12 protein-coding genes are annotated in these 17007 nt (G+C 70.8%); 6 read left to right on the top strand and 6 right to left on the bottom strand.

The genetic code is table 11. From position 1 onward, the window contains the following. Positions 1-3: 3 nt before the first annotated feature. Positions 4-951: an SDR family NAD(P)-dependent oxidoreductase gene (locus CF165_RS36325; RefSeq protein ID WP_093952124.1), complete on the top strand. Its 948-nt coding sequence runs from the start codon at positions 4-6 to the stop codon at positions 949-951. Here the strand turns inward: CF165_RS36325 and CF165_RS36320 are convergent. Further along, positions 948-2117: an aminotransferase class V-fold PLP-dependent enzyme gene (locus tag CF165_RS36320; RefSeq protein WP_093952123.1), complete on the bottom strand. Its 1170-nt coding sequence runs from the start codon at positions 2115-2117 to the stop codon at positions 948-950. The two genes, CF165_RS36325 and CF165_RS36320, sit on opposite strands and share 4 nt — an antisense overlap. A gap of 46 nt (positions 2118-2163) precedes the next feature. On the opposite strand from CF165_RS36320, the gene CF165_RS36315 reads away from it, so the two are divergent. Together CF165_RS36315 and CF165_RS36310 are read left to right on the top strand one after the other, a co-directional pair. Continuing rightward, the gene (locus CF165_RS36315; protein ID WP_093952122.1) at positions 2164-2790 is read left to right on the top strand and encodes a GntR family transcriptional regulator; all 627 of its coding nucleotides are present in this window, start codon (positions 2164-2166) and stop codon (positions 2788-2790) included. Next, complete coding sequence (locus tag CF165_RS36310; RefSeq protein WP_093952121.1) at positions 2787-3608, top strand: metallophosphoesterase; 822 nt, start codon at positions 2787-2789, stop codon at positions 3606-3608. The genes CF165_RS36315 and CF165_RS36310 overlap by 4 nt, the downstream gene beginning before the upstream one ends. Here CF165_RS36310 and CF165_RS36305 read toward each other — a convergent pair. The 5 genes from CF165_RS36305 to CF165_RS36285 are packed head-to-tail and all read right to left on the bottom strand — an operon-like array spanning position 3598 to position 9649. After that, positions 3598-5223, bottom strand: a complete 1626-nt coding sequence (locus CF165_RS36305) for a CocE/NonD family hydrolase (protein WP_093952120.1) — start codon at positions 5221-5223, stop codon at positions 3598-3600. The two genes, CF165_RS36310 and CF165_RS36305, sit on opposite strands and share 11 nt — an antisense overlap. 49 nt (positions 5224-5272) lie before the next feature. Beyond that, positions 5273-6664, bottom strand: coding sequence for an aspartate ammonia-lyase (aspA, locus tag CF165_RS36300; protein ID WP_093952119.1), 1392 nt, complete (start codon positions 6662-6664; stop codon positions 5273-5275). Beyond that, on the bottom strand, positions 6661-7578 hold the full coding sequence (locus CF165_RS36295; protein ID WP_093952118.1) for an asparaginase: 918 nt from the start codon (positions 7576-7578) through the stop codon (positions 6661-6663). The genes aspA and CF165_RS36295 overlap by 4 nt, the downstream gene beginning before the upstream one ends. Next, on the bottom strand, positions 7575-9005 hold the full coding sequence (locus CF165_RS36290) for an amino acid permease (RefSeq protein WP_093952117.1): 1431 nt from the start codon (positions 9003-9005) through the stop codon (positions 7575-7577). Before CF165_RS36290 ends, CF165_RS36295 begins: the two co-directional genes overlap by 4 nt. Next, a complete protein-coding gene (locus CF165_RS36285) occupies positions 9002-9649 on the bottom strand; it encodes a FadR/GntR family transcriptional regulator (protein ID WP_093952116.1) in 648 nt (215 codons plus the stop codon). Before CF165_RS36285 ends, CF165_RS36290 begins: the two co-directional genes overlap by 4 nt. 388 nt (positions 9650-10037) lie before the next feature. Here CF165_RS36285 and dnaE point away from each other — a divergent pair, with 388 nt between their 5' ends. From dnaE to CF165_RS36270, 3 genes are all read left to right on the top strand, one after another. Next, the gene (gene dnaE, locus CF165_RS36280; protein ID WP_093952115.1) at positions 10038-13625 is read left to right on the top strand and encodes a DNA polymerase III subunit alpha; all 3588 of its coding nucleotides are present in this window, start codon (positions 10038-10040) and stop codon (positions 13623-13625) included. A gap of 76 nt (positions 13626-13701) precedes the next feature. Beyond that, entirely contained in the window at positions 13702-15171 is a 1470-nt protein-coding gene (locus CF165_RS36275) for an MFS transporter (RefSeq protein ID WP_093952114.1), read from the top strand. A gap of 426 nt (positions 15172-15597) precedes the next feature. Beyond that, positions 15598-16806 (top strand): low temperature requirement protein A, encoded by a 1209-nt coding sequence (locus CF165_RS36270; protein WP_093952113.1) that lies wholly within the window; start codon positions 15598-15600, stop codon positions 16804-16806. The last annotated feature ends 201 nt before the right edge of the window (positions 16807-17007 follow it).

Here is a 17007-nt window from a genome sequence, read left to right as displayed (position 1 = left end):
GACATGACGACCGCACAGCACAAGATCGGCTCGGGGTTCGGCGCCCTCAACACCGCGGCCGAGGTCGTGGCCGGGATCGACCTGACCGGCAAGCTCGCCATCGTCACCGGCGGCTACTCCGGCATCGGCCTGGAGTCCACGCGGGCGCTGGCGGGCGCCGGCGCGCACGTCGTCGTCCCGGCCCGGCGTCGTGCCACGGCCGAAGAAGCCTTGCGTGGCTTCGAAAACGTCGAGATCGGCGAACTCGACCTCGCAGACCTCGACAGCGTCCGCGCGTTCGCTTCGCGGTTCCTGGCGGCGGGACGCGGAATCGACCTCTTCATCGGCAGCGCCGGGATCATGGCGTCGCCCGAGACCCGCGTCGGGCCGGGCTGGGAGGCGCAGTTCGCGACCAACCACCTCGGGCACTTCGCGCTGGTGAACCGGCTCTGGCCGGCGTTCACCCCCGGCTCGCGCGTGGTTTCGGTGTCCTCACGAGGCCACCACTTCGGCCCGGTGCGCTTCGACGACCTCGAATTCCGGCGCGGATACGACAAATGGCTCGCCTACGGCCAGGCCAAGACCGCGAACGTCCTCTTCGCCGTCCACCTCGACCGGCTCGCGCACGACCACGGTGTCCGCGCGTTCGCCCTGCACCCGGGGCGGATCCTCACCGACCTCGTGCGCCACCTGGACCGGCAGGAGCTCGTCGACGCGGGCATGGTCGACGAGTCCGGTCAGGTCACCGGAGGGGCGAAGACGCCGGAACAGGGCGCCGCGACCCAGGTCTGGGCGGCGACGTCGCCGCGGCTCGACGGCCTCGGCGGCGTCTACCTCGAGGACTGCGACGTCGCCGAGCCCGCGCCGGCGGACGGCACCCGCACGGGGGTGAAGGACTACGCGACCGATCCGGTGCTCGCCGAACGGCTCTGGACGCTGTCAGCCGAGCTGACGGGCGTGAACGCCTTCTAGAACTTCTCGATTTCCCTGACCAGCAAATCGATTTCGTCCTCGGTGTTGTAGTAGTGCACCGACGCCCGGACCATGTCCGGCAGGCCGCGCGCGGTGAAGTCGTACTGCGCGGAGGTGCGGGTCGACAGCGAAGTGTTGATGTTCGCCTCCGCCAGCCGCGCCTTGATCTCCGCGGCCGGTGTGCCGTCGAGGCTGAACGTGACGAGGCCGCACTTCCGCGCGCCGGCGTCGTGCACCCGGGCACCGGCTTCGGCGAGCCGGCTTCGCAGGGTGGCGCCCAGCCAGGCGACGCGCTCTTCGATGGCCGGCAGGCCCCATTCGAGCGCGTAGTCGATGGCCGCGCCGAGGCCGCACACCGCGGCGAAGTCGCGTTCCCACACCTCGAAGCGCTTCGCGGTCGGGTCGACGACGTACTCCGTCGGCGACTCCCAGCTCGCCGAGTGCAGGTCGAGCATCGCCGGCTCCAGCCGCTCGCGCAGCCGCGGGTGCACGTAGAGGAACCCGGTGCCGCGCGGGCCGCGCAGGTACTTGCGGCCGGTCCCCGACAGCGCGTCGCACTTCAGGCGCGTGACGTCGAGGTCGAGCTGGCCCGCCGACTGGCAGGCGTCCAGCAGGAACGGGATGCCCGCCGCCTCGGCGACCGCGCCGATCTCCTCGGCCGGGTTGACCAGGCCGCCCTGGGTGGGCACGTGGCTGACGGCGATCAGCTTGACGTCGCCGTCGACGCGCCGCCGCAGCTCCTCGACGTCCAGCTGCCCGGACTCGTCGTCACCGACCACCTCGACGACCGCGCCGGTGCGCCGCGCGACCTGCAGGAACGCGATCGCGTTGCTGGCGTACTCCGCCCGCGAGGTCAGGATCCGGTCGCCGGGCCCGAACGGCAGCGCGTAGAACACCGCCTGCCACGAGCGGGTCGCGTTGTCGGTGAGCGCGATGTCGTCGCTCCCGGCGCCGAGCAGCCGGGCCACGGACGCGTACACCGCGTCCAGGCGGCCCGCGGCCTCGGCGGCGGCTTCGTAGCCGCCGACCAGCGCTTCGTGGCGCAGGTACTCGACGACGGTGTCGGTCACGACGGCCGGAGGCAGCGCGGCGCCGGCGTTGTTGAAGTGGACCACCTCGGCGCAGCCCGGGGTCTCGCGGCGCGCGCGTTCGACGTCGAAGCTCATACCAACTGAATACAGTAGCGCTCTTCTGTATGCAATACTCGCGCATATGGCCCGGACTCCGCTGCGCAGCGATCTCCTGGAGCAGATCACCGCCCGCGTGCTCGACCGGCGGCTCGCCGCCGGCGCCCGCGTCAACGAGGTGCACCTGGCTCGCGAGCTGGGCGTCAGCCGGACGCCGCTGCGGGAGGCGCTGATCGGGCTCGCCGACCGCGGCCTGCTGGTCTCCGCGCCCGGCCGGGGGTTCCTGGTGCCGCCGTTCGACCCGGACGAGGCGCGCCGGCTCTACCCGCTGGTGGCCGAGCTCGAGGCCCTCGCCCTGCGCTGGACGTCGCCGGTGGAGCTGGCCGGGCTGCCCGACGCGCTCGACGCCGTCGCCGGCGAAATGGCGCTCGCGGACGGCGAAGATCTGTCCGCATTGGACGATCGGTGGCACGCACTGCTGCTGTCCCGCTGCCCGAACCCGCACCTGCTGCGGCTGATCGAGCAGACCAAGCCACTGCTCAAGCGGTACGAGTCGGCCTACTTCGCCGGGGACGGCCACGCCGGGGAGAGCATCGGCGAGCACCGCCGGATCGCCGCGGCGCTGCGCGACGGCGACCTGGCCGCCGCGTCCAGGGTGCTCGTCGCCAACTGGGTCAAGGCATTGGCGTACCTGGAGAAGGACCGGAAATGATCATCGCGCACCTGAGCGACCTGCACCTCGACGGCGGGCAGCGTGCGGAAGACCGCGTCGCGGCCGTGCTGCGCTACCTCGGCGGGCTCGCGGAACCGGTCGGCGCCGTCGTCGTCACCGGCGACATCGCCGACCACGGCACGGCCGAGGAGTACGCGCGCGCCGCCGCGCTGCTGAAGTACCCGGCGCCGGTGCTGGTGTGCCCGGGCAACCACGACGTGCGCGGTGCCTTCCGCACCGGACTGCTCGACCGCTTTTCGGGGGGTCCGGGTGGCGGAGCCCCCGGCCCGGGGCGGAGCCCCGGTTGTCACAGCCTGCCGGCTTCCGAGGAGCCGATCGACCTCGCGCAGGAGGTCGACGGCGTGCTGTTCGCGCTGTGCGACTCGACGATCCCCGGCCGCGGCGCGGGGTTCCTCGCCGACGAAACCCTGGCGTGGCTCGACGGCGTGCTGTCCGGCGGCGACGGCCCGGCGTTCGTCGCGTTCCACCACCCGCCGGTCGACGTCGGCGTCCCGCTGGTGGACGCGATCCGGCAGTCCGGCGAGGACCGGCTGGCGGCGGTGCTGAACCGGCACCCGCGGGTGAAGGCGCTGCTGGCCGGGCACGTGCACACCGGCGCGTCGACGACGTTCGCCGGGGTGCCGCTGCGCATCGCGCCCGGCGTGGTGTCGGGCTCACTGCTCCCGATCGAACCGGGCGCGGACCGCGGCTGGGCCGACGGCGGCCCGGTGGAGTTCGACCGGCCGCCGTCGCTGCTGCTGCACGTCCTGCACGACGACGGCCGGGTCACCAGCCACCACCGCGTGGTCAGCTGCTGAAGACCGGCAGCGTGATCCGGGACGGCCGGGCCGCGTCGTGGAACACCTCGAAGCGGTTCGGCTTGCCGTCCACCGCCGACGTGACCGGTTCGCCCGTGCCGTGGTTGCGCGCGAAGCGGGGGAACGCGCCGCCCGCCACCTGGACGCGCAGCCGGTGGCCGCGGCGGAAGCGGTACGCCGTTGGGTCGAGGGTGACTTCCGCGGTGACCACTCCGTCCGCGCCGGCTTCCGGGAAACCCGGGCGCAGCCGCAGGATCCCGTCGGTCACGTTGCGGGAGACACCGCCGGAGTCGACGTCGCAGAGCCGGACGTAGACGTCCGCGTGCCCCAGCTCGGTGCGCACGTGCACGGTCGCCGACACCTCGCCGATGAGGTCGAGGTCCGACGGCAGCGGCTCGCCGGTGAACACCAGTACGTCCGGCCGCGCCTCGACCTCCTGGTTGTCGCGCTGCTTCCACTCGCCCGTCAGCAGCGGGCCGCCGACCGCCGGCGTCGGGTCGGCCGGGTCGTAGGTGAACGCCGTCGGGCGTGCCTCCTGGCCGACGGCTTCGCCGAGGCCGCCGATCGGCCGCAGGTGCGCCGCCGTCGCGGTCGACGGCGGCGGCCACGACTCGAAGTCCAGCCACGTGCCGGCGCCCTGGAGGAACAGCCGGACCGGCGCCCGCTGCAGGAACGTGCGGTCGCCGAGCAGGTGCGCGCGCAGGAAGCCGAGCTGGTCGGAGATCATCGGCCGGAAGCTGGCGGGCTCGCCGTGCGCCCACGGCCCGATGGTGATCCGCGGCGCCTTGCCGGCCTCGGCGAGGGTCCGGAAGTCGCGCAGCTGCCCGCGGACGAACAGGTCGTACCAGCCGGTCACCATCGACACCGGCAGGTCGAGCTTGGCGACCTCGGCGCTGTGGTCGGACATGGCCCAGTAGTCGTCGTCGGGCACGAAGTGCGCGGTGATGTCCTGGAGGAACTGCACCGGCCGCCCGATCGCGGCGACGTCGGCGCCGCTGATCGGCAGGTGTGCCATCGCGCGCCGGGTTTTGCGTGTCCGCAGCGGGTTCGGCAGCGTGGCGAACCGCTCTTCCTGGCGGCCGATCATCGCCGACCACGACACCATGTTGTCCGCCGCGAGCACGCCGCCCGGGTAGAACGTCGAGACGAACTCCGACGCCGTCACGCCGAGGCACATCGCTTCGAGGGGAGGTTCGAGGTACGGCCCGACCGCCCACTGCGTGTGCCCGAGGTAGCTGGCACCCGCCATGCCGAGGTGGCCGTCGCACCACGGCTGGTCCCGCAGCCACTCGGCGGTCGCGGCGCCGTCCTCGCGCTCGAGGTGGAAGGGCCGGAACTCGCCGCCGGAGCCGAACGAGCCACGCGTGCTCTGGATGACCGTCTGCAGGCCGTGCCGCGCGAACGTGTCGCCGAACAGCTTCGACAGCAGTCCTTTGCGCCCGTACGGCGTGCGGATCAGCACGACCGGCGCCGACGTCGTCCCGGCCGGGGCGTACCGGTCGGCCAGGAGCGTGACGCCGTCCGGCATCGGCACGGCGAGGTCGCGCGTCACGACCGGTTTCGGGCCTTCGGCGGGCGGGAGTCCGAGCAGCTTGTCGACAAGTCGGTCCAGCACGGGCGCCGCCTTCCGAAGTGGAGTAGATCCTTCCGGATCCGACCGTACCTCAGTTCGCGCGCGCGAGGGTTTCCGGACGCAGCAGCTTCGCCAGCTCCTCGGCCGGGATCAGGCCCTTCTCGACGACGAGTTCCGCGACCCCGCGCCCGGTGGCCAGTGCCTCCTTCGCGATCTCCGTCGCCGCCGCGTAGCCGATGCTCGGGTTCAGCGCCGTCACCAGGCCGATCGAGTTCTCGACGTAGGCGCGCATGACGTCGACGTTCGCCGTGATCCCTTCGACGCACTTCGAGGCGAGTGTCCGGCAGGCCGCGCCCAGGTGCGTGATGCTCTCCGAGAGCGAGTGCAGGATGATCGGCTCGAACGCGTTGAGCTGCAGCTGGCCGGCCTCGGCGGCCATCGTCACGGTGACGTCGTTGCCGATCACCTCGAACGCGACCTGGTTGACCACCTCCGGGACGACCGGGTTGATCTTGCCGGGCATGATCGACGACCCGGCCTGCACCGGCGGCAGGTTGATCTCGTTCAGCCCGGCGCGCGGGCCCGAGGACAGCAGCCGCAGGTCGTTGCAGCTCTTCGACAGCTTGACCGCGATCCGCTTGAGCACGCCCGAAAGGTGCACGAACGCGCCGCAGTCCTGGGTCGCCTCGACGAGGTCTGTGGCCGTGACGACCGGCAGCCCGGTGATCTCGCGCAGGTGACGGCACGCGGCTTCGGCGTAGCCCGGCGCGGCGTTGAGGCCGGTGCCGATCGCGGTCGCGCCGAGGTTGATCTCGTGCAGCAGCGCGACGGCTTCGTTCAGCCGCAGCCGGTCCTCGCCGAGCATCACCGCGTAGGTGCCGAACTCCTGGCCGAGCGTCATCGGCACGGCGTCCTGCAGCTGCGTGCGGCCCATCTTCAGCACGTCGTGGAACTCGACGGCCTTGGCCGCGAACGCCTTCTCCAGCACGATCATCGCTTCGGACAGCTGGCGCACGGCGATGATCGTCGCGACGTTGACCGCCGTCGGGTAGGCGTCGTTCGTCGACTGCGAGAGGTTGACGTGCTCGTTGGGGTGGACGACGTGGTAGTCGCCCTTGGCGTGCCCGAGCAGTTCGAGAGCGCGGTTCGCGATGACCTCGTTGGCGTTCATGTTGGTCGACGTCCCGGCGCCGCCCTGGATGACGTCGACGACGAACTCGCCGTGCAGCGCGCCTTCGCGGATTTCCCGGCAGGCCGCGGTGATCGCGTCCGCGATCCGGGGTTCCAGCAGGCCCAGCTCGGCGTTGGCGCGGGCCGCGGCCTCCTTCACCGAGGCCAGCGCCTCGACCAGGTGCGGGTACGCGGCGATCGTGGTGCCCGTGATCGGGAAGTTCTCGCGGGCGCGGGCGGTGTGCACGCCCCAGTACGCCTCGGCGGGGACGTCTTTTTCGCCCAGCAGGTCGTGTTCGCGGCGGGTGGTCATCGCAGGCTCCCCACAGAAAGATTTCCGGTGAAACGCAGGTTTTCCGGGCCGGGCGGGACGTCCGCCCCGCACAGCCCGAGCAGCGCGGCCAGCACGGGGTACCGCGCCCGGTCCCCGCCGTCGGCGATCTTGACCGCGATGGCCGTGCCGTCCGGCAGCGCGGCGACCTGGACGGCCTCGAAGCCGTCCTTCGCGATCAGCCCGGGCACCGCGCGCATGACGGCGGTGACGTCCCGGCGGCTGCCGCCGACCAGCTCCGGGTGCCGCCGAATGCCGTCGGCGACCAGGCCATCCGGCGTGCCGGGCGCGGCCGTGGCGATCTTGGACACGGCCGTCGCGAGCCCCCGCAGCGTCGTCGCGAAGAGCGGCGCGCCGCAGCCGTCGACGGCCACGCGGGCGATGTCCCGGCCGGTCAGGTCCTCGACGGTGGCCGCGATCGCGCGCTGCAGCGGGTGGGCCGGGTCGAGGTAGCCGTCGGTGGCCCAGCCGTTCAGCTCGCAGGTCGCGAGCATCGCCGCGTGCTTGCCGGAACAGTTGTGCGCCAGACGGCTCGGCGCGCGGCCGGTCGCGATCCAGCGGTCGCGCTCGACCGGGTCGAACGGGAAGTCCGCGGGATTGCCCAGCCGGTCGGGTGAGCGCCCGTCGAGCACCTCGAGCGCGGCGTCGAGGTGCATCGGCTCGCCGGAGTGGCTGGCCGCGGCGACGGCGAACCCGGCGGGGGACAGGCGCAGGCCCAGCCGCGCCATCGCCGTGGCCTGCAGCGGCTTCGCCGTCGACCGCGGGTACATCGGCGAGTCGAGGTCCCCGGCGGCGAACAGCGTGGTGCCGTCCGGGGCGAGCACCACGGCCGAGCCGTGGTGGACGCCCTCGACCATGCCGTCGCGGACCAGCTCGACCAGGGGTTCGTGGCTCACAGCCCGGCCTCGTCGAACTCGCGCATGTCGATCCGCTTGCGCACCGCGAACCAGCCGGCGACCAGCGCGACGACGATCGCGGGCAGCGCCAGCAGGGTGATCCGGCCGGTCTCGTCGAAGCCCATCAGGACGACGACGGCGGCGAGGAACACCAGCGTCGCGATCTCGGTGTAGGGCGAGAACGGCAGCCGGAACGACGGCCGCTCGAAGCCGTCGCGCTTCGCCTTGCGCACGAACAGCAGGTGGCAGAGCACGATGATGGCCCAGGTGGCGAGGATGCCGATCGCGGCGAAGTTCAGCACGATGTCGAAGGCCTCCTTCGGCACCAGGTAGTTGAGGCCGACGCCGGCCACGCAGACGGCCGCGGTGAGCAGGATCCCGCCGTAGGGCACGTGGTTGCGGTTCATCACGCCGGTGAACTTCGGCGCCGAGCCCGCCATCGCCATCGACCGCAGGATCCGGCCGGTCGAGTACAGGCCCGAGTTCAGGCTCGACAGCGCGGCGGTGAGCACGACCAGGTTCATCACGCTGTCGGCCGCGGGCACACCCAGGTGCGAAAGCACGGTGACGAACGGGCTCTGGTCCTTGGTGTAGGAGCTCCACGGCAGCAGCATCGCCAGCAGCACGACCGAGCCGACGTAGAAGACCAGGATGCGCCACATGATGGAGTTGATCGCCTTCGGCATGATCTTCTCCGGGTTCTCGGTTTCGCCCGCTGCGACGCCGACCAGCTCGACCGAGGCGTAGGCGAACACCACGCCCTGCACGATCAGCACCATCGGCAGCAGCCCGGACGGGAAGATTCCGCCGTGGTCGGCGATCAGCTGCGGGCCGCCCGCGACGCCGTCGATCGGCGTCTGCGTCACCAGCAGGAAGATCCCGATGACCATGAACAGCACGAGCGCGGCGACCTTGATGATCGCGAACCAGAACTCCATCTCGCCGAACAGCTTCACCGACACCATGTTCAGCGTCAGGACGACGGCGAGCGCGATCAGCGCGAGCACCCACTGCGGGACCGGCGAGAAGAACGACCAGAAGTGCGCGTACAGCGCGATCGCCGTGATGTCGGCGATGCCGGTGGTCGACCAGTTGAGGAAGTGCATCCAGCCGGCGACGTACGCACCCTTCTCGCCCATGAACTCGCGGGCGTAGGAGACGAAGGCGCCGCTGGAGGGCCGGTGGAGGATCAGCTCGCCGAGCGCGCGGACGACGAAGAAGGCGAAGAGCCCGCAGACGCCGTAGACGATCGCCAGCGCCGGCCCGGCCTGGGCGAGCCGGCCGCCCGCACCGAGGAACAGGCCGGTGCCGATGGCCCCGCCGATGGCGATCATGTTGACGTGCCGGGACTTCAGGGCCTTGTGGTAGCCGGCGTCGCCCGCGTCGGTGGTGTTGGCGGCCGTGGCCGTGAGGGTCTGTTCGGTCACTGGTCCCCGTTCACGATGCTGTTGAGGGTGGCTTCGACGTGCGACAGGTGCGCGGTCATGGCGGCGACGGCGGCGTCCTCCGCACCGTCGGTGATCGCCGTGACGATTTCGCGGTGCTCGACGTTCGACTGGCGGCGCCGGTCGCCGAGCTCGTTGAGGAAGGCGGACTGGCGGGCGAGCGCGTCCCGGATCTCCTCGATCACCTTCCCGAACACGGGGTTGCCCGACGCCTGGGCGATGGTGATGTGGAAGAGCGAGTCGAGCGCGACCCAGGCCGTGTTGTCGGTCTCGGCGTCCATCCGGTCGAGCAGGTGGCCGAGCAGGTCGAGGTCGTCCTGGCTGCGGCGGACGGCGGCGTACCCGGCGACGGGGATCTCGACGTGCCGGCGCACCTCGATCAGGTCGCGGGCCGAGTAGGGCCCGAAGGTCGGGTGCTCGGCGGGCCCGGTGGCGGTGACGAAGGTGCCCTTGCCGCTCTTCGACTCGGTGAGCCCGAGCGCCTGGAGGCCCCGGAGGGCTTCCCGGACGACCGATCGGCTGACCTCGAACTCCCTGCTCAGCGCGGCCTCGGAGGGGAGCTTCCCGCCGACGGCGTACTCGCCGCGTTCGATCGAGGAGCGCAGGTGGGCCAGCACGGCCTCCATGGCACTCACCCGGCGAGGACCACCTTGTCCGGCTGTCTGGCTGTCAGACAGGTTCATGGCGGGAATGCTCGGTGCCGAGCGTCGGGCTGTCAACGCGAGGCGACGCGGGTGTGGTTCAGCTCACGCGTCGCCGCGGTGTCATGAACGACTCGTTCACGTCGTCCGGCGACAGGAAAGAGTCGTTCATGACGTCCGGCGGCCCCCCGCGCCCGGCCGCCGCGCGTGACCGCCCGGCAGCGGCGCGTGTCGTGATCGTTTCCGCCGAAGGAGCAGCGCGTCGGTGCTCTCGTCCGGCCCCGCCGAGGGGCACAATCGAGCCCGGCGAGCGCGGGATAGGGTGGGAGACCCGGGCGCGCCGGTCCGATCCACCTAGGGGAGGTTTTCGCTGGTGTCGAACGATTCTTTCGTCCACCTGCACGTCCACACCGAGTACTCGATGCTCGACGGTGCGGCGAAGATCGCTCCCCTCTTCGCGGAGGCGGCGCGCCTCGGCATGCCCGCGGTCGGCATGACCGACCACGGCAACATGTACGGCGGCGACGAGTTCTACCAGCAGTCCAAGAAGCACGGCCTCAAGCCGATCATCGGGATCGAGGCGTACATCGCGCCGGAGTCGCGGTTCCACAAGAAGCCGGTCTTCTGGGGCCAGTCGAACCAGCGCGGCTCCGACGAGCTGGGTGAGGGCGGCGACGTCTCGGGCGCCGGCGCGTACACCCACATGACCATGCTCGCGCAGAACGCCACCGGGCTGCGGAACCTGTTCAAGCTGTCCTCGCTGGCCAGCATGCAGGGCTACTACCGCAAGCCCCGGATGGACCGCGAGCTGATCGCGGAGAACAGCTCCGGCATCATCGCGACCACCGGCTGCCCCTCGGGCGAGGTGCAGACCCGGCTGCGGCTGGGCCAGAAGGAGGCGGCGATCCAGGCCGCGTCCGACTACAAGGACATCTTCGGCGCGGACAACTTCTTCCTCGAGCTGATGGACCACGGCCTGCCGATCGAGCGGTCGGTCCGCGAGGGCCTGCTGGAGGTCGGCCGGCTGCTCGACCTCAAGCCGATCGCCACGAACGACTCGCACTACGTCACCAAGGACCAGGCCGACACGCACTCGGCGCTGCTGTGCGTCCAGGCGGGCAAGACCCTCAACGACCCGACCCGGTTCAAGTTCGACGGCGACGGCTACTACCTCAAGTCCGCCGCCGAGATGCGCGAGTACTGGGACAAGGAGGTCCCGGGCGCGGCCGACACGACGCTGATGATCGCCGAGCGCGTCGAGTCCTACGAAGAGGTCTACTCGCACAAGGACCGGCTGCCGTTCTTCGAGGTCCCGGAGGGCTACGACCAGGGCGGCTGGCTGCGCGAAGAGGTCCAGCGCGGCCTCAAGTGGCGCTTCCCGGACGGCGTGCCGGACGAGTCCTACAACGAGCGCATCGAGATCGAGCTCGACGTCATCATCGGGAAGGGCTTCCCTGCCTACTTCCTGATCGTCGCCGACCTCATCAGCTACGCCCGCCGCGTCGGCATCCGGGTCGGCCCCGGCCGTGGTTCGGCCGCCGGCTCGCTGGTCGCGTACGTCCTCGGTATCACCAACCTGGACCCGATCCCGCAGAAGCTGCTGTTCGAGCGGTTCCTCAACCCCGAGCGCGTCTCGATGCCCGACATCGACATCGACTTCGACGACCGCCGTCGCGGCGAGATGATCCGGTACGCCACCGAGAAGTACGGCGCGGACAAGGTCGCCCAGGTCATCACGTTCGGCACGATCAAGACCAAAGCGGCGATCAAGGACTCCGCCCGCGTCCACTTCGGCCAGCCGGGGTACGCGATCGCGGACAAGATCTCCAAGGCGCTGCCGCCGCCGATCATGGCGAAGGACATCCCGCTCTCGGGCATCGTCGACAACAAGCACGAGCGCTACGGCGAGGCCGCCGAGGTCCGAGCGCTCGTCGAGACCGACGAAGAGTGCAAGACGATCTTCGAGACCGCCCGCGGCCTCGAGGGCCTGATCCGCAACGCCGGCGTCCACGCCTGCGCGGTCATCATGTCGAGCGAGCCGCTGACCAACGCCATCCCGCTCTGGCAGCGTGACGACGGCTCGATCATCACCGGCTGGGACTACCCGTCGTGCGAGGCCATCGGCCTGCTGAAGATGGACTTCCTCGGCCTGCGCAACCTCACGGTCATCGGCGACGCGATCGACAACATCAAGACCAACCGCGGGGTCGACGTCGACCTCGACACCCTGGGCGTCGACGATCCCGAGACGTACAAGCTGCTCGCCCGCGGCGACACGCTCGGCGTGTTCCAGCTGGACGGCGGCCCCATGCGCGACCTGCTGCGCCGCATGGAGCCCACGGTGTTCGACGACATCGTCGCGGTCGGCGCGCTGTACCGCCCCGGCCCGATGGGCATGAACGCGCACAACGACTACGCCGACCGCAAGAACAACCGGCAGAAGGTCAAGCCGATCCACCCGGAGCTCGACGAGCCGCTGCGGGAGATCCTGGCCGACACGTACGGCCTGATCGTGTACCAAGAGCAGATCATGCACATCGGCCAGAAGGTGGCCGGGTACACGATGGGGCGCGCGGACGTGCTCCGCCGCGCGATGGGCAAGAAGAAGAAGGAAGTCCTCGACAAGGAGTACGAGGGCTTCGAAGCCGGCATGCGGGCCAGTGACCTGCGGCCCGGCGGGTTCTCGCCCGAGGCGATCAAGGCGCTCTGGGACACGATCCTCCCGTTCGCCGGGTACGCGTTCAACAAGAGCCACGCGGCCGCGTACGGCCTGATCTCGTACTGGACGGCGTACCTCAAGGCGAACTTCACCGCGGAGTACATGGCCGCGCTGCTGACGTCGGTCGGCGACAACAAGGACAAGTCGGCGGTCTACCTGTCCGAGTGCCGCCGGCTCGGCATCAAGGTGCTGCCGCCGGACGTCAACGAGTCGGCCATGCGCTTCGCGGCCGTCGGGGACGACATCCGCTTCGGCCTGGGTGCCGTCCGCAACGTCGGCGCGAACGTCGTCGAGTCGATCATCAAGACGCGCGAGGAGAAGGGCAAGTACGCCTCCTTCACCGACTTCCTCGACAAGTCCGAGCTCGTGGCCTGCAACAAGCGGGTGATCGAGTCGCTGATCAAGGCGGGCGGGTTCGACTCCCTCGGCCACACGCGGCTGTCGATGATCCAGATCCACGAGGACGCGGTCGAAGCCGTCGTCCCGCTCAAGCGCCAGGAGGCGATGGGCCAGTTCGACCTGTTCGGCTTCGGCGGTGACGACGGGGAGGCGGCGCCGTCGTCGTCCCCGCTCGCGCACCTGAAGTTCGGCGAGGAGGAGTACCCGCGCAAGCAGCTGCTCGCCTACGAGCGCGAGATGCTCGGCCTGTACGTCTCGGCGCACCCGCTGGACGGCGCCGAGCGGATCCTGCGCAAGCACGCCCCCAAGCCGATCGCGTCGATCCTGGCCGACCCGCCGAAGGAAGGCGAGATCGTCGTGTCCGGGCTGATCACGTCGCTGGAGCGGCGGGTCAACAAGAAGGGCGAGCCGTGGGCGATCTGCACGGTCGAGGACATGGACGCGTCCCTCGAGGTGCTGTTCTTCCCCAAGTCGTACGCGCTCTTCGCGGGTGAGCTGATCGAGGACAACGCGGTCCTGGTCAAGGGCCGGGTCAACTGGCGCGAGGACAAGATGTCCATCTTCGGCGGCGGCCTCGCGACGCTGGACCTGTCCGAGGTCGGCACGGGCAACGGTGACGACGAGCCCCCGCTGGTCCTGCTCGCCGCGGCCGAGAAGATCGACCAGTCGGTGGTCAGCGAGCTGCGGTCCACGCTGCTGGCCCACAAGGGCGAGACGCCGGTGCACCTCAAGCTGGTGGGCAAGAACCAGACGGTCTTCGCGCTCTACGACTACCCGGTCAAGGTCAGCTCGATGCTGATCGGCGAGCTCAAGGGCATCCGAGGGATCACCGCGTCGACGTAGACGCGGCCCGGCTTCGGGAGGCGGGATCCGTGCGCACAACGCGCGCGGATCCCGCCTTTCGTGTTTGCTGGACAGGATGACGTACGAACCCGATCCCCGCCGCTGGAAAGCGCTTGCCGTCTCGCTCACGGCCGGGTTCATGGGCCTGCTCGACGTCAGCATCGTCAACGTCGCCCTGCCGTCGATGCAGTCCGGGCTGCACGCGACCAGCGGCGGGATCCGCTGGGTCGTCTCCGGCTACGCCCTGGCGTTCGGCCTGGTCCTGGTCACCGGCGGCCGCCTCGGCGACGCGTTCGGCCGCCGGAACATGTTCCTCGGCGCCCTCGCCGCGTTCGTCATCACGAGCGCACTGGCCGGCGCCGCCCCCAACGAGACCACGCTGGTGCTCGCCCGCCTCGCCCAAGGCGTGGCGGCGGGCATGCTGACCCCGCAGAACACCGGCCTGATCCAGGACCTCTTCCGCGGCGCCGAGCGCGGCCGCGCGTTCGGCATGTTCGGCGCGGTCGTCGGGATCTCGACGGCGGTCGGCCCGATCCTCGGCGGGTTCATCCTCGCCGTCTTCGGGGCGCAGGACGGCTGGCGCTGGGTGTTCTACGTCAACGTCCCGATCGGGGTCCTCGCGTTCGCCCTCGCGCTGCGGCTGCTGCCGCGCAGCGAGAAGAAGCAGCTCAGGATCCGCTCGGAGATCGACTTCGTCGGGATCGCGCTGCTCGCGGTCGCCGTCCTCGGCGTGCTGCTGCCGGTCATCGACTCCGACAGCGGTGGCTTCGTCCGGCTGTGGTGGCTGTTCCCCGTCGCGCTGGTCTTCGGGGTCGCGTTCGTGCGCTGGGAGCACTCGGTGGTCCGGCGCGGCCGCTCGCCGCTGCTCGACACCCGCCTCTTCACCGACACCCCCGGCTACGCCTCCGGTGCGGCGGTCGGCGCGCTCTACTTCTGCGGGTTCGCCGGGATCTGGCTGGTCTTCGCGATGTACTTCCAGCAGGGCCTCGGCTATTCGCCGCTGCAGTCGGGCCTGTCGGTGACGCCGTTCGCGCTCGGTTCGGCGGTGTCGGCCGCCGTCGCCGGCCGGCTCGTGCCCCGGTTCGGCCGCCGGCTCACCGTGACCGGGCTGGCCATGGTCGCCGCCGGGTTGCTGGCCGTCGCGCTGCTCGCCGAGCTGGTCCCGCCGTCGGTGTCCGGATGGGCCTTCGCGCTGCCGCTGGTCTTCGCGGGCGTGGGCGGCGGGATGGTGATCTCGCCGAACACGACGTTGACTCTCGAGTGCGTGCCGGTCCGGATGGCCGGCGTCGCCGGGGGCGCCCTGCAGACCGGGCAGCGGATCGGCACGGCGATCGGCACCGCCGTGCTCGCGTCGGTCTTCGGCATGGTCCTCGGCCGCGGCTACCCCTTGGCGCTCACCATCGCGCTCGGCTGCGCGGCCGTCCTGACGTGCGGAGCGCTGGCCCTGGCGATCGCCGAACTGCGGGCGCGGCGCCACCGGGCGGCCGCGGAGGACCGGGAAGCGCGGGCGGCCGAGACGTCGGCGGCGGACGTCCACCGGGGCTGAGACACTACTTTGCGCAGATTCGCGATGCTCCATCCGGGTGACGAGCGCGGAAAGGCACTGGTGCTACGCAGAGCGACCGGGTAGATCTTATGGAGCCTTCACTGCGCGGCTTTAGCTACCGACAGTGGCAAATCGGTCGGCCACCCGGGGATGGGGTGACCGGCTAGAGCGATCGAGACGTCCGGAGTTCGAGGGAATGGACACACTCGGTCACCTTCCATCCAGTGGGTGTCGGCGTCCGCGGGGGACCGTCCGGCGCTCACGGAAGGGTTGCCCATCGGTGACCGCCGGCGCGTGACGGCGGCGGGCGGGCCCGGGTGAGGGGGAACCGGGCCCGCCCGCCTCACTTCGTGTCGCGCCCGTCGCTTCGGCACCGATCATGCTGGGATGGTCGGCGTCCGTCCGAGGCCGACCCGGGGAGTCCCGATGACCGAGCAGCCGTCGCGCGTGCGGGTTTGGTACCGGCCGATGCTCTCCCGCGACCGGGGTGAGGGACACCGCGTCGCGACGCCGCTCGAGCTGCTCTTCGACCTGTGTTTCGTGGTCGCCGTCGGCCAGGCCGCCGCGTCGCTGCACCACGCGCTGGCCGAGGGGCACGCCGCGCACGGAGTGTCGTCGTTCGCGATGGTGTTCTTCGCGATCTGGTGGGGCTGGCTGAACTTCAGCTGGTTCGCCTCGGCGTTCGACACCGACGACGTCCCGTACCGGCTGGCCACCCTCGTGCAGATCGCCGGCGGCCTGACCATCGCGGCCGGGGTTTCGAGTGCGTTCGAGGGCGACTTCCGGGTGATCGTGGTGGGGTACGTCCTGATGCGGCTGTCGCTGGTCGGGCAGTGGCTGCGGGCGGCGCACTCCGCGCCCGAGGCCAGGCCCGCCGCCCTGCGGTTCGCCGCCGGGATCGCGTTCTGCCAGGTGCTCTGGATCGCCCGGCTGTGGCTGCCCGCGTCGATCGCCGTCGTGACGTTCGTAGTCGTCGTGCTCTGCGAGCTCGCGGTGCCGGTGATCGCCGAGCGCAGCGCGAGGACGACGTGGCACCCGCACCACATCGCCGAGCGGTACGGCCTGTTCACGCTGATCGTGCTCGGCGAGACGATCCTGAGCGCGACCAACGCGATCAAGGAGGGCGTGTCCGGCGGCGAGCACGTCGGAAGCCTGATCGGGCTCGCGGCGGCCGGCCTGGTGCTCGTGTTCGCCATGTGGTGGCTGTACTTCGACCAGCCGGGCCACGCGCGGCTCATCCGCCGTCCGGGCATGTTCACGTCGATGAGCTGGGGCTACGGCCACTACCTGATCTTCGCGTCGGCGGCGGCCGTCGGCGCCGGCCTCGAGGTGGCGGTCGGGTACGACACGGGGGTGCTGCACCTCGGCGGGGTGGCGGCGGCGCTGCCGACCACGGTCCCGGCCGCGGTCTTCCTGCTGAGCGTGTGGCTGCTGCACATCGGCCCGACCAACGAATGCCGCCCGATCGCCATCGGCTTCCCGGTGACCGCGGTGCTCGTTGTAGCCGCGTCGTTCACGCCAGCGCCGATCCACGTCGCCGCCGGGCTCGCGGCGGCGCTCGTCGTGCTGACGGTCGTCGCGACCCACAGGGAGCCTACCGAGGGATCGGTGCAGGTCAGGGGCCTGGCGCGATAAAAGGGACCCCCCTGTGCAAGGGAGTTTCGGGGGCATGTAAAGTTCTCCAAGTCGCCAGGGAAACCGGGCGGCCGCCGGGAACACGAACCAAGCTCCTACGATCGTGGTAGAGTGGGTGGTCCCGAACCAGGGTGGTATCCCTGGAACAAAGCTTGAAACAAAAGCCGAAGACCAAGGCGCTTCGCGGCGCGGCGGTCCGAA

Source organism: Amycolatopsis vastitatis (assembly GCF_002234595.1).
Taxonomy (GTDB): domain Bacteria; phylum Actinomycetota; class Actinomycetes; order Mycobacteriales; family Pseudonocardiaceae; genus Amycolatopsis; species Amycolatopsis vastitatis.
Note: the sequence above shows the minus strand (reverse complement) of the source record. Positions and strands in the feature narration are given on the sequence as shown.

Excerpts from the sequence above, each read along its gene's own strand:
- CF165_RS36325 (WP_093952124.1), top strand. The coding sequence starts at position 4 with ATGACGACCGCACAGCACAAGATCGGCTCGGGGTTCGGCGCCCTCAAC.
- CF165_RS36315 (WP_093952122.1), top strand. The coding sequence starts at position 2,164 with ATGGCCCGGACTCCGCTGCGCAGCGATCTCCTGGAGCAGATCACCGCC.
- CF165_RS36275 (WP_093952114.1), top strand. The coding sequence starts at position 13,702 with ATGACGTACGAACCCGATCCCCGCCGCTGGAAAGCGCTTGCCGTCTCG.
- CF165_RS36270 (WP_093952113.1), top strand. The coding sequence starts at position 15,598 with ATGACCGAGCAGCCGTCGCGCGTGCGGGTTTGGTACCGGCCGATGCTC.
- CF165_RS36285 (WP_093952116.1), bottom strand. The coding sequence starts at position 9,649 with ATGGAGGCCGTGCTGGCCCACCTGCGCTCCTCGATCGAACGCGGCGAG.
- aspA (WP_093952119.1), bottom strand. The coding sequence starts at position 6,664 with ATGACCACCCGCCGCGAACACGACCTGCTGGGCGAAAAAGACGTCCCC.
- CF165_RS36320 (WP_093952123.1), bottom strand. The coding sequence starts at position 2,117 with ATGAGCTTCGACGTCGAACGCGCGCGCCGCGAGACCCCGGGCTGCGCC.
- CF165_RS36310 (WP_093952121.1), top strand. The coding sequence starts at position 2,787 with ATGATCATCGCGCACCTGAGCGACCTGCACCTCGACGGCGGGCAGCGT.